The 12,620-nt window shown below is 70.8% G+C and carries 11 protein-coding genes; 4 read left to right on the top strand and 7 right to left on the bottom strand.

Features of this window, described 5'->3' with window-relative positions:
* The first annotated feature begins 76 nt into the window (after positions 1-76).
* Both ACZ59A_RS29435 and ACZ59A_RS29430 read left to right on the top strand, forming a co-directional pair.
* A complete protein-coding gene (locus ACZ59A_RS29435) occupies positions 77-1,570 on the top strand; it encodes an APC family permease (RefSeq protein ID WP_470964558.1) in 1,494 nt (497 codons plus the stop codon).
* 66 nt (positions 1,571-1,636) lie between these two features.
* Positions 1,637-3,292: an amidohydrolase gene (locus tag ACZ59A_RS29430; RefSeq protein WP_470964556.1), complete on the top strand. Its 1,656-nt coding sequence runs from the start codon at positions 1,637-1,639 to the stop codon at positions 3,290-3,292.
* 101 nt (positions 3,293-3,393) lie between these two features.
* On the opposite strand, the gene ACZ59A_RS29425 is transcribed toward ACZ59A_RS29430, so the two are convergent.
* The 6 genes from ACZ59A_RS29425 to ACZ59A_RS29400 form a co-directional block, all read right to left on the bottom strand.
* The gene (locus ACZ59A_RS29425) at positions 3,394-5,361 is read right to left on the bottom strand and encodes a DUF2264 domain-containing protein (protein ID WP_470964553.1); all 1,968 of its coding nucleotides are present in this window, start codon (positions 5,359-5,361) and stop codon (positions 3,394-3,396) included.
* A gap of 21 nt (positions 5,362-5,382) precedes the next feature.
* Positions 5,383-6,441 carry a LacI family DNA-binding transcriptional regulator gene (locus ACZ59A_RS29420; protein WP_470964550.1) on the bottom strand — a complete coding sequence of 353 codons (1,059 nt, stop codon included), beginning with the start codon at positions 6,439-6,441 and terminating at the stop codon, positions 5,383-5,385.
* A gap of 55 nt (positions 6,442-6,496) precedes the next feature.
* Positions 6,497-8,149 carry an extracellular solute-binding protein gene (locus ACZ59A_RS29415; protein WP_470964546.1) on the bottom strand — a complete coding sequence of 551 codons (1,653 nt, stop codon included), beginning with the start codon at positions 8,147-8,149 and terminating at the stop codon, positions 6,497-6,499.
* A gap of 84 nt (positions 8,150-8,233) precedes the next feature.
* Positions 8,234-9,121 carry a carbohydrate ABC transporter permease gene (locus ACZ59A_RS29410; RefSeq protein WP_470964542.1) on the bottom strand — a complete coding sequence of 296 codons (888 nt, stop codon included), beginning with the start codon at positions 9,119-9,121 and terminating at the stop codon, positions 8,234-8,236.
* Positions 9,118-9,972, bottom strand: coding sequence for an ABC transporter permease (locus ACZ59A_RS29405; protein WP_470965547.1), 855 nt, complete (start codon positions 9,970-9,972; stop codon positions 9,118-9,120). The genes ACZ59A_RS29410 and ACZ59A_RS29405 overlap by 4 nt, the downstream gene beginning before the upstream one ends.
* 311 nt (positions 9,973-10,283) lie before the next feature.
* Positions 10,284-10,715: a nuclear transport factor 2 family protein gene (locus ACZ59A_RS29400; RefSeq protein WP_470964539.1), complete on the bottom strand. Its 432-nt coding sequence runs from the start codon at positions 10,713-10,715 to the stop codon at positions 10,284-10,286.
* A gap of 86 nt (positions 10,716-10,801) precedes the next feature.
* Here ACZ59A_RS29400 and ACZ59A_RS29395 point away from each other — a divergent pair, with 86 nt between their 5' ends.
* Both ACZ59A_RS29395 and ACZ59A_RS29390 read left to right on the top strand, forming a co-directional pair.
* Positions 10,802-11,371 (top strand): PadR family transcriptional regulator, encoded by a 570-nt coding sequence (locus ACZ59A_RS29395; RefSeq protein ID WP_470964536.1) that lies wholly within the window; start codon positions 10,802-10,804, stop codon positions 11,369-11,371.
* Positions 11,358-12,176 (top strand): SGNH/GDSL hydrolase family protein, encoded by an 819-nt coding sequence (locus tag ACZ59A_RS29390; protein WP_470964533.1) that lies wholly within the window; start codon positions 11,358-11,360, stop codon positions 12,174-12,176. Before ACZ59A_RS29395 ends, ACZ59A_RS29390 begins: the two co-directional genes overlap by 14 nt.
* Here ACZ59A_RS29390 and ACZ59A_RS29385 read toward each other — a convergent pair.
* A complete protein-coding gene (locus ACZ59A_RS29385; RefSeq protein ID WP_470964530.1) occupies positions 12,159-12,593 on the bottom strand; it encodes a thioredoxin family protein in 435 nt (144 codons plus the stop codon). The genes ACZ59A_RS29390 and ACZ59A_RS29385 overlap by 18 nt on opposite strands.
* Positions 12,594-12,620 lie beyond the last annotated feature (27 nt).

Here is a 12,620-nt window from a genome sequence, read left to right as displayed (position 1 = left end):
CAAGGCGGGCGGCCGTTATTCGATGCGCGGCATCCGTACGGCTCTTCCCCTCCCCTCCCTCAGTGAGGAGCCCGTCATGTCCCATCACCCCGCCGAGCTGCGCCGTTCGCTCGGCGTCGTCGACGGCGTCGCCATCGCCGCTTCCAGTACGGCGGCCACCACCAGCATCGCCATCGGCATGGGCACGCTCGTCGCAACCGTCGGGCTCCAGGCCCCCGTCCTCCTGCTGCTGGCCTTCCTGCCGATGCTCGGCATCGCCTGCGCGTACGCCCGGCTCAACCGGTCCGAGCCGAACTGCGGCAGCGGCTATGTATGGGTCGGCACCTCTCTTGGGCCCTGGCCGGGCTTCCTCACCGGCTGGGTCAACATCGTCGGCGTGATCATCTTCCTGGCGTACACCAGCGCCGTCACCGGTTCAGTGATCATCCAGTTCGCCATCAAGGCGCATGTCACCAGCGTCGCCGGGATCGCTCTCGACCCGAACTCCACCGCCACGAGCACCGTCGTCGGGCTGGTGGTCCTCACCGCCGTGACCGCCATGGCCGTCACCGGGGTGCGCAGCGCCACCCGTCTGCAGGCGGGTCTGCTGATCTTCGAATACGCCGTGCTGCTGATCTTCTGCGGCTGGGCCCTGCTCACCGGTGAGCACGAGCTGTCGCTGTCGTGGTTCAACCCCTTCGCGATCGAGAGCGGCACGGCGTTCGCCCAGGGCCTGGACCTGGCGGTGTTCTTCTTCTGGGGCTGGGACGCGGCGTTCAGCCTCACCGAGGAGACCAGGGACGTCGGCAATCCGGCCCGCGGCGGCTTCATCGCCCTCTTCGCCATGCTCGGCCTGTTCCTCTTCGCCTCGGTCGCCTTCCAGCGGGAGATGAGCCTGTCCGAGCTGATCCGGAACGGCCCGCAGGCGCTTCCGTATCTGGGCGCCAAGCTGGCCGCCGAACCCTGGGCCAGCGTGCCCCTGCTCGCCTTGATGTTCTCGGCCGTGGCGTCCGTCCAGTCGTCGGTCATCCCCACCGCCCGCGGGCTGCTGGCCATGGGCCGGGACCGCACGATGGGGCCCGTGTGGACCCGCATCCACCCCCGGTACGGAACACCCGCCCTCGGCACCGTCCTCGTCATGGCCGTCGCGACCGCCGTCGCCCTGCTCGCCCTGGCCATCCCCAAGCTGAACGACATGATCCTGGCGGCCGTGAACTCCATCGGCCTCGTCGTCGCCCTCTATTACGGCCTGACGGCGATCGCCTGCGCCGTGCGCTTCCGCTCCACCCTCCGCGCGGGGGTGCGCGAGGCGCTGCTCGCGGTGGGGGTACCGGCCGCCTCCGGGCTGGCGCTGTTCGCCATCGGCGGCTATCTCGGCTACTCGTATCTGACCGGGACCGACCACTTCGAACTCAGCCCGGACAACGGGTGGTTCATGTTCTCCCTGCCCTGCGCGATCGTGGCCTCCGGCCTGGCCATGGCCGCTTGGGCCAAGTACCGGCGGCGCTCGCCGTACTTCGTCACCGGGCGCGGCACGGATGGGGAGCGGCTGCGGCTGCCGATGGACCACCCCGCCGGGACCGCTTCCTGACCCGTCCGCCCCTCCTGGCCCCGCCCCCGCATGGCCCGACACCCCTCGATTCCTGGAGTGCGTCTGATGTCCGACACCACCGCCGATCTCGTCTTCACCGGTGGCCCGGTGCACACCGTCGATCCGGCGCACGGCCGCGCCACCGCCGTCGCGGTACGCGGGGAGCGTGTCATCGCCGTCGGCCGGGAGGAGGTGCACGGTCTGATCGGCCCCGGCACCGAAGTGGTGGACCTCGCCGGGCGGCTGCTGCTGCCCGGCTTCCAGGACGCCCATGTCCATCCGCTGGGCGCCGGTATCGAACTCGGACAGTGCCATCTCGGGGACTCCACCGACGCGCGGGAGTATCTGCGGCGGGTGGCCGCCTACGCCGATCAGCACCGGGACTTCGGCTGGATCACCGGTGGCGGCTGGTCCATGGAAGCCTTCCCCGGTGGCATGCCGACGGCCGCGATGCTCGACGCGATCGTCCCCGACCGGCCGGTCTATCTTCCCAACCGCGATCATCACGGCGCCTGGGTCAATACCCGCGCCCTCCAGCTCGCGGGGATCGACGCCGGTACCCCCGATCCCGTGGACGGCCGGATCGAGCGGGACGTGCGTGGCAATCCCACCGGCATGCTCCAGGAAGGCGCGGCATCCCTGGTCGGCACGCTGCTGCCCGAGGTCACGCTCGCCGAGCAGACCGCCGCGCTGCTGCGCGCCCAGTCCGTACTGCACGCATTCGGGGTGACCGCCTGGCAGGACGCCATCATCGGCTCCTACGCCAACATGGCCGACCCGACTCCCGCGTACCACGCCGCCCTTGACGACGGCCTGCTCACCGCCCGGGTGGTCGGCGCGCTGTGGTGGGACCGGGCGCGGGGCGCCGAGCAGATCCCGGAGCTGCTCGCCCGCCGGGAGGCGACCGGGCGCGGCCGGGCGCTGCGCGCCACGACCGTGAAGATCATGCAGGACGGTGTCGCCGAGAATCACACCGCGGCGATGCTCGGCCCCTACCTCACCGGCTGCGGCTGCGCCTCCGACAACTCCGGCATCAGCTTCGTCGATCCGCAGGAGCTGAGAGAGTACGTCACCACGCTGGACGCACACGGCTTCCAGGTCCACTTCCACGCGCTCGGCGACCGGGCCGTACGGGAGGCGCTGGACGCGGTGGAGGCCGCGCGGGCCGCCAACGGCCACCGTGACACCCGCCCTCATCTGGCACACCTCCAGGTGGTCCACCCCTCCGACATCCCGCGCTTCCGCACGCTCGGCGCCACCGCCAACATCCAGCCCCTGTGGGCCGCGCATGAGCCGCAGATGGACGAGTTGACACTGCCCTTCCTCAGCGCCGAGCGCGGCGGATGGCAGTACCCCTTCGGCGGGCTGCTCCGGGCCGGGGCCACGCTCGCCGCGGGCAGCGACTGGCCGGTCAGCAGCCCGGATCCGCTGGCGGGCATCCATGTCGCGGTCAACCGCCGACTGCCGGACGCCCCCGAGGGGACCGCGCCCTTCCTTCCCGAGCAGCGCATCGGCCTGGAGGCGGCCATCGCCGCGTACACAGCGGGCAGCGCGTATGTGAACCACGCGGATGACACGGGCACCATCGCCCCCGGCCGCCTCGCCGATCTGGTCGTCCTCGACCGCGACCCCTTCGACGGGCCTCCTGAGGAGATCGCCGACTGCCAGGTGCTCCAGACCTTTGTGGGGGGTGAGCGGGTCTACGCGGCGGCCAACGCGTGATGAGCGCCGGTGACGTCGGTACGCCGATCAGGCCGTGGTGAGGTCGCGGCCGCAGCTGCGCGCCGGGCTGCCCGGGGTGCGCTCCACCCGCACCCATGTGATCACGGCGGCGCCGTTCGGAACCTGTGGGTGTCCACACGCTCGGTCGAGCCGTCCGGAAAGCGGACCACCACCGTGCCGTCGTGATGTGCACGGACCTCGGTGCCGGAACGCAGCGCGTGAGGGTCGCCGTACACGCGGGGATCCTTGCTGAGGACCACGAGGCCGGCCAGCAGGGCGGTGCCGCCGGCCAGACGCGCGGTCAGGACCGGCGTGGCGGAGTGGTGGCCGCAGGCGTTGCGGCCTTGAGCCCGCAGGACTCGGGCGCTGACGGCGCCCGGCATGCCGGTCCAGCCGAGCAGGCCGATGAGCGCGCTGGTCAGGCCGTCGTGACGGCGCACGAGTGCCCAGTGCGGTCCGGTCTCCGCGGCGGGCGGAGTCCGGTCGTCGGCGACGGCCCAGCCGCTTTCCCGCACGATGCTGCCGACGGCCGCCGCCACGAGGTGCAGGCGCACCTCCCAGGGGCCGTGGACGACGCTGGCCGTGGTGATCCGGGATTCCTCACCGGATGCGAGGGGCGTGTGCGCGGAGGCCGCCTGGCCGTCCCGCGCGTACAGGGGATGGATGCGTCCTCGGCGGGAGGGCTCGCTCGCGGTGACCAGCGCGATGTGGTTGTCGGGCGTGCCGTCCCCGCCGTCGGGCTGAGTCTCCGGGGCGGTGGCGGTGGAGTAGGCGAGACGGCTGTAGTGGGGTGTCGCAGCGCCGGCGGCGGGCGCCGGTGGGAACCGGTCGCTGCCGTGATTGACCAGCCGCACGATCCCGTCGGCGGCCGTCGAGTGCAGGAGCCAGCCCGGTCCCCGGAGGGTCAGACGGTGGTCCGCCGTGTCCACGGGTCCCGGTTCCTCCGGCGCCGTCCACACCGGATGCTCGGGCGGCAGGAGCAGTCCGAGGAACGCCTTGCTCGCCCAGTACGGGGAGGCGGGACCGGAGTACGACTGGGTGACGGGCAGGTAGGGGCGGTACCAGCCGAGGGTCAGCAGGCCGCGTTCGTCGGGCACGCCTCGGTCGGCGAAGTGCTTCAGCGCGCCGGAGGCGAGGCGGCGGACGCGGCCGGGTGGCAGCGGCCCGGCGTCGGCGAGGACACCGGCCCACAGGGGTGCCGCGGTCGCGTAGCGGTAGGTCAGCGAGCGGCCCTGGTGGACCGGTGCGCCGTCCGAGCCGAAGAAGTACTGGTGGACTCCGAGGAACTCGCGAAGGCGGTACCGGTGGGTGGCCACCAGGGCGGGGTCGGCGCGGGAACCGGCGATGCGTGCCCAGAGCACGGGATACAGGTGCAGGGCCCAGGCGTTGTAGTAGTCGAACTTCTGCCCGTCGCCGTCGGTGTACCAGCCGTCGCCGCGGTACCAGTCGTCCAGGCGGGCCAGCCCCGCGTCGATCTCGGTGCGGCGGTACGGGGCGCCGATGGAGGCGAGGAACTCCTCGGCGATCACTTGGAACAGGCGCCAGTTGGAGTCGTTGGCGGTCGCTCCGACGAAGCCGCCGAGCCAGGCCGCCACGTTCTGCTGGACGGCGTCGGGCAGGCCGTCCCAGATCCAGGGACGGGTCTCGTGCAGGGCGATGGCGACGGAGGCGGCCTCGACCATGGGCTGGGCGCGGTCGGTGATCGGCGGCCAGTGCTCCGGGTGGCCCGGGTCGGTGCCGGCGGCGAGTCCGGTGGCGTAGCGCTCGATCAGGTCGTGGACGACGGTGCTGCCGGGCTTGTCGGTCCCGCGGGCACCGGCGATACGGAAGGCCGCGAGCAGGAAGCTGCGGGCGTAGCCCTCCACGCCGTCGGACCAGCGGCCGGAATGACCGGCACGGCCCGGCAGGTGGTACTGGGCGAGGTGCTCGGACGCGTACGGGCGCAGGGCGGAGAGCAGGGTGTCGGCGGCGGCTTCCCAGTGCGCTCGGGTGTAGCCGGTGAGGGGCGAGAGCCGGTGATCGGGTGCGGGGAGGCGGCCGGCCCCGGCGGACGGGTACGTCGCGGTCATGCGGGGTGAGGTCCTTGTCGGTCAGTGGTCGCGCCGCGGTGTGGGTGGCGGGGCGACGCTGTCGCGAACGGCGATGTGGGTGCCGAGCAGGTGCCGCGTGTGGGCGCCTCGGTCGGGGTCGCGCAGGGCGAGGCGGACCGCGGCGCGGCCCAGCTCTTCGGAAGGGGTACGGACGGTGGTCAGCGGAGGGTTGAAGTCCTCGGCGAGCGGGATGTCGTTGTATCCGACGACGGAGATGTCGTCGGGGACGCGCAGTCCGGCCTCGCCGATGGCGCGGATGGCCCCGGCGGCGACCATGTCGTCTCCGGCGAAGACAGCCGTGAAGTCCGTCTTGTCCGCGAGGAGTTCGGACATGGCCCGGTGACCGGCGCCGCGCCCCAGCCCGCAGGCGACGACGTGGGCGGCCTCCGGCGGCAGTCGGTGCTCGGCCAGTGCCTTGCGGTATCCGCTGACGCGGGCATCGAGGGTGGTGTTGCCGGGCAGACCGCCGAGGAAGACGATCCGGCGGTGTCCGGCCGACAGCAGGTGGGCGGTGATGGCCTGGGCGCCCGCCGCGTTGTCGAACTCGACGACGAGTGCGGGGATGTCGGGGTCGGGTGCCGGACGTCCGCACAGCACGAGCCGGGCTCCGGCGGCATCGAGGGCGTGGGCGTAGCGGGCGACACGCTCCCGGTAGGAGTCGTCCTCCACCACACCGCCGACGAGGACCACCAGCCGGGCTCCCTCCTCGCGCATGAGCTGGACGAACTCCAGCTCGCGCTGCGGGTCGCCGCCGGTGGCACCGACCAGGCAGAGCCAGCCGTGGGTGGCGGCCTCCGCCTCGATACCCTCGGCGACCTGGGCGTAGAAGGGGCTGGTGACCTGGCGCAGGACGACGGCGACCATCTTGCGGCCGCCGCCGACCAGGGCGCGGGCGTTGGCGTTGGCGACGTAGTCCAGGGCGCGGGCGGCACGCATGACGCGGGTGCGGGTGGTGGGCGGGACCGGGTAGTTGCCGCTCAGCACGCGGGACACCGTGGCGACGGAGACGCCTGCCCGCTCGGCCACTTCGCGGATCGTGACCCGTTCCCTTGCCGCCATGTCGCTTCCGTTCCTTTCGCCCCGTGTGCGTGTCCGTACCTGCCCGGCGCCACCGTCATGCGCCGGCGGCGAGTTCCTCGGCGTACTCCTCGGCCATTCTGTCGCCACCGCGGGATCGCCACTTCTTGACCGCGTCGTCGTAGGCGGAAAGCGGTGCCCGGCCTGCGATGACCGAGGTGGTCGCGTCGTCCATGAGGGCCTTGAGGGTGGCGCCCTGTCTGGTGTTGGTCTCGGACTGCAGGCCGTGGGAGGCGTCGCGGATGGCGGACGGGACCACCTTCTGCTGCCAGGCGTGGACGGCGCGCACCGTTTCGGGCAGACCCGGGACGAAGAGCACCTGGGGTCCTTCGGCCAGGTACCGGAAGGGGAGGTTGGCGATGTTCTCCACCTCGCCGAGCTTGGTGTACTGCGGTGATCCGTCCTTGCCGCGGGTGAAGTGGACGCCTTCCAGGCCGTAGTGCACGAGTTCCCACTCCTGCGTGCCGAAGGGAGCGGCCAGGTAGTCCAGGAGGCGCAGGAGGAGTTCGATGCGTTCCTTCTTGGCCTTCTTGAGGATGGTGTAGCCGAAGGAGCGGCGGGCGGCGACGATCCCGCCGGGGGTGCCATCCACGCTGTACGGGAGGGCCGGCGCCGGAGTGAGCAGGTTCTCGGAGTCCGGGTAGAGGGTCCGATAGGCGCCGAAGCCGTTCTGCATGGAGGCGACGGTGCCGTTGAGAAACAGCGTGAGCAGTTCCGGTGTGCCCAGCGAGGCGGCGTCCGGGTGGTAGGAGCCGTTCTTGCGCAGCTGGGCCTGGTAGGCGATGGCGGCCTTGTGGCGCTCGTCGGTGAAGTTGGCGTGGAAGGTGCCGTCCTTGCCGACGGCCCAGCCCGTGGGGGCGTTGTGCGCGGCGGAGTGGATGTTGTTGCCGAAGACCGAGCCCTTCGCGGCGCCCAGGGCGTAGGTCTTGCCACGGGTGGCTCTCCGGGCGACCTCGGCGAATTCCCGGGAGGTCCAGCCCTCCTTCATCCCGGCGTCGGCGAGCAGGCCCTGGTTGAGCCAGAGCGTGGAACCGGGCAGCGGGCGTTCGAGTGGGACGCCGTAGATGCGGCCGCCGATGCGGCCCATGTCGCGCCAGGCGTGGGTGGGGATGCCGGCGAGGTTGGGGTAGTCGGCGACGGCATCGCCGGACAGGTACGGCGTCAGGTCCTGTGCCCGCCGCTGCACGAACTGCGCCTCGCGGGGCAGGACGAAGCCGGAGAAGACGTTGATGATGTCGGGCAGTGCCTCGGGGTCGCCGGCCATGACGGTGGCCATCTTCTTCTGGTAGTCGTCGGTCGGGACGACGGTGTACTCGATCTTGACGCCGAGGGCCTTCTCCATCGCTCGCCAGTACTGGTTCTCGGCCGCTCCCTTGGGCGGGGTGCCGAAGGTGACGGCCATGACCCTGATGGTGGAGCCGTCCCCGGGAGTGCGGGCGACCGACCGGCTCAGGTCAGGCGGATAGGACGTGTAGCCGGGCTGGACACCCCGGTCGGTGGGGGCGAGGTCGGGCTTGGCGCCTTTTGGCGCCTGGTAGGCGGGCCAGGCGGCGAGCTTCTTGCCCGCGTTGGAGGTGTCGCCCGCACCGCCCGAGCCGGAGGAACAGGCGGTGAGCAGACCGGGGACGGACACGGCGGTGCCGGCTGTGGCCATGGAACGCAGCAGGGTGCGCCGGGACATGCTGGGCATGGGCGGTGACCTTTCCGGGAGCGGCTCGTGGTCACGCGGTCGCGTGACGAGAGGTGGCGAGAAGTGGCGAGAGGTGGCGGGTTGTCAGCTCTTGATGGCGCCGGTGAGCACGCCCTTGGTGAAGTACTTCTGGAGGAAGGGGTAGACGAGCAGGATCGGCACGGTGGCGATGACCAGGACCGCCATCTGGATCGTCTGCGGGGCGTTGGCGGTGCCCTCGCCCGTGGTGGTGTCGGTCAGCTCGGCGCCCGCGACGACGTAGGTGCGCAGCACCTGCTGGAGTGGCCAGTGGTCGCTCTCCAGATACAGCGAGGCGTAGAACCAGGAGTTCCAGTAGGCCACCGCGTAGAACAGGCCGACGACGGCGAGGGCGGCCTTCGACAGGGGCAGCACGATCGTCCACAGCACGCGCCAGTCCCCTGCCCCGTCGAGGCGGGCGGCCTCGTACAGCTCCTCCGGGATGCCCTGGAAGAAGCCGCGCAGGACGACGAGGTTGAAGACGTTCACGAGGACCGGCAGCACCAGTGAGGCGTAACTGTCGAGCAGACCCAGCTCCTTGACCAGCAGGAAGCCGGGAATCATGCCGGGCGGGAACAGAAAGGTGAAGAGGATGAGCAGCAGGGCGGGCCGGGCACCGAAGGCGCCGGGGCGGGACAGGGCGTACGCGAGGGTCACGGTGCAGGCGAGGCTGAGCAGGGTGCCGACGAACGTGACGCCGGCGCTGACACCGAGCGCGTGGGTGACGATGCCGCCCTCCAGGATGTCCCGGTAGGCGTCGAGCGTCGGATCGGTCGGCCACAGCACCCAGCCGCCGTTGGCGACGACCTCGCGCTGGGAGGCGAGTGAGGTCGACAGGATGACGAGGAAGGGGACACAGACCAGGAGAACCACCGCGACCAGAGCCACCGCCTTGCCGACCTGGGTGAGTGGCCTGGGCTTCTCCAGCCAACCCGGACGGGCCTGCACGCTCACTTGTATACCCCCTGCTCGCCGAGACGGTGGGCGACCTTGTTGGCGGCGTAGACGAGGACGGCGCCGACCAGGCCCTTGAACAAGCCGGCCGCCGCGGCGAAGCCGTAGTCGCCGCCGACAATGCCCTGGTAGTAGACGAACGTGTCGATGATCTCGGCCGCCTCCGGTCCGACCGCGTCCCGTTGGAGAAGCATCTGCTCGAAGCCGACCGAGAGGATCTCGCCGAGCCGCATGATGAGCAGGAGCACCACGACCGGGCGGATGGCGGGCAGGGTGACGTGCCAGAACCGCCGCCAGGGGCCGGCTCCGTCGATGGCTGCGGCCTCGTACTGCTGCTCGTCGACCTGGGCCAGCGCCGCGAGGAAGATGATCGTGCCCCAGCCGGCGTCCTTCCAGATCACCTGGGCCACCACCAGCGGCTTGAAGGCGTCGGGGTTGCCGATGATGTCGACGGTGTGCAGCCCGGCGTCACCGAGGGAGCTGTTCACCAGGCCGGTGTCGCCGAGCACTTGCTGGAAGAGGGCGACGACGATCACCCAGGAGATGAAGTGCGGCAGGTAGGCCACCGACTGCACGAATCGGCGGACGGTGGACCAGGTGAGGCTGTGCAGCAGAAGCGCGAGCGCCAGTGGTACGGGGAAGAAGAAGACGAGTTGCAACAGCGCGATCCACAGGGTGTTCAGCACGGCGTCCCAGAACTCGCCCTCCTGGAACATCCGCTCGAAGTTGCCCAACCCCACCCACGGGCTGTTCCAGATGCCGTCGAACGGCACGTACTCCTTGAACGCGATGACGTTGCCGATCAGCGCACCGTAGTGGAACACCAGGAAGTAGGCGATCCCGGGCACCATCAGCAGGAACAGCGTCCGGCTGCGCTTGGAGTGAAAACCTTTTCGCTTGATCGGGGCGCCTGTCGGGCGACGGATGGAGCGGTTCGCCGTCGTTTTCCCGGGGCGATCGCGCAGCAGCGATGCCACGGAGCCTCCTCGGCTACGGGTATGTGGTGAGGGGAAGTTAAAACGTTTTCAGTGCACGGTCAACGATTCTGACACACCGAGCGGGAGCTGTTCACGGGCTGGCGTTCGCCTCGCTGGGGCGCAGGTTGTTCGTGAGTGCCCACGACATGTGGCTGCGCCTGCCGTAACACCGCCTTCGCCGAGTACTAGCGGTCGACGGGGTCGGGGACGAGGCCGTCGGCGACCAGGCCCGCGAGTACCGCTTGGCCCAGGGCCTGAACGGCGGACTGGGGTCGGACCATCACCGTGAACTCCTTGATCCGGCCCGTCTCGTCGAGCTGGAGCAGGTCGATGCCGTGGATCTGCTTACCGTCCACGGTGGCCCGGAAGGGCAGGATCTCCGACGGAGTCTCTTCGCCGTCGACACTGGTCTCGGCCGTGCCCTCGAAGTGTCCGATGTAGCGGAAGTCCTCGAAGGTGCGCAGCAGGACCGCGAAGAGTCCCAGCACCATGGGCTTGCCCTCGAAGGGGGTGAACTTCACCGGGCTGCAGAAGCGGATGTCCTCGGCGAACAAGTCCTCCAGTGCGGCGAGTTCGCCCTTCTCCACCGCGGCGCGGAAGCGTGCGGCAGCCTCCATGACCCCTCCTCATACTCAAGAATGTGACTAGTCATTTTCTTGAGTATGATGCGGTGGCGGACGAGGAAAGGGAAGGGGCTGCTTCGATGGCCTTGCGACATGCCGTGCTGGCGGCACTCCTGGACGGCGAGTACAGCGGATACCAGCTGGCGAAGGCGTTCGACATCGGCGTCGCGAACTTCTGGCACGCCCTGCCCCAGCAGCTGTACGCCGAGCTGACCAAGCTGGAGAAAGAGGGGCTGGTCGTGGGTCGGCAGGTGGTCCAGGAGACCCGGCCCAACAAACGTCTGTTCCAGGTCACCGACGCCGGTCGCGCCGAGCTGGAGAGGTTCGCCGAAGCCGCGTCGAAGCCCTCGTTCATCCGCGACGACCTGCTCGTCAAGGTCCAGGTCGCCGACCGCGTCGGCACCGCGTCAGTGATCGAACAGCTTGAAGAGCGGGCGTCCGCGGCCGAGGGCAAGATCGAGCTTCTCGGCAAGCTGCTGCGGCAGCTGCGCGGCGACGCGGACGAAGACGAGTTCCTGCGCCGAGGCGAGCGGATCGGGCCGTATCTGACCTGCCTGCGCGGCCTGTCCTTTGAGCAGGAACACCGGGACTGGTGCCTGCGGATCGCAGCCGTCCTCAAGGAAAGGCAGTCGACTCATGCCGAGCAGTGAATACCTGCGCTACGTCGCCCTGGGCGACAGCCATACCGAAGGGGTCGGCGACGGGGACGACGTCGTCGGGCTACGGGGCTTCGCCGACCGGCTCGCCGAGCACCTCGCGGCCGTCAACCCCGGGGTTCGGTACGCCAATCTGGCCGTCCGGGGGCGTGTCGCCGGTCAGGTCCACGCCGAACAGCTGGGGCCCGCCCTGGCCCTGCGACCCGATCTGGCCACCGTTGTCGCCGGGGTCAACGACCTGCTCCGGCCCCGGTTCGACGCCGCGGAGGTGGCCGGACACCTGGAAGAGATGTTCGCCGCGCTCACGGCCACCGGGGCGCATGTGGTGACCCTCGCCATCCCCGACGTGGGGAAGATCGCGCCCCTCGCCCGGCCCCTCAGGTCCCGCGTGGCCGACCTCAACACCCGCATCCGCGCCGCGGCCGCCCGTCACCACGTCACGGTCGCCGATACCACCCGGCATTCCGTCTCCACCGACCCACGGATGTGGAGCGTGGACCGGCTTCACGCCAGCCCCCTCGGCCACGAGCGGATCGCCGCGGCCGTCGCCCAGGCCATCCACCTGCCCGGAAGCGACGACGCCTGGACGCTCCCCCTGCCGCCGCGGGCGGCCCCCACGGGCTGGCAAGCCGCAGGGGCCGAACTGCGCTGGGCGGGCGCGTTCCTCGGCCCGTGGCTGGGACGCCGACTGCGCGGCCGGTCCTCCGGCGACGGCCGCGCCGCGAAACGCCCCCAGCTCCTGCCCCTGAGCGCTACGCCCGACTCCCCCGCGCACAACCCCTCACGACGGAGCGGTTGAGGCCCCGGTCGCCCTGCCGATGGCTGCCATCATTTCCGCGCGCCGGGGCTGTCCGGACGCCCTGCCGACGACCTGACCGGCCCGGTCGAGCACCAGCACGGTCGGCGTCCGCAGGATCTCCAGCCGCCTGACCAGCTCCAGCTGGTCGTCCGCGTCGATCTCGACATGTGCCGCGCCCGGTACCGTCCCGGCGATGTCCGCGAGCAACCGCCGCGTCGGCCGACAAGGCCCGCAGAAGGCGGTGGAGAACTGGACCAGCGTCGCCCGGTCCCCCAGCTCGGCACCCAGCTCCGCCGCCGACAGGCGCACCGCGCCATCACGCGGCCGCCTCCGGAGCCTCCCGTCGCGCGCGGCACGCACCGCCCCGAAGACGCTCGCCAGTATGAGTACCGCGGCGCACACCACCAACCCGTTCATGCCACCAATCTGCACCCGCCCCGTCCT

The organism is Streptomyces sp. NPDC040405 (assembly GCF_055595765.1).
This window is presented reverse-complemented; position numbering and strand designations above follow the sequence as displayed.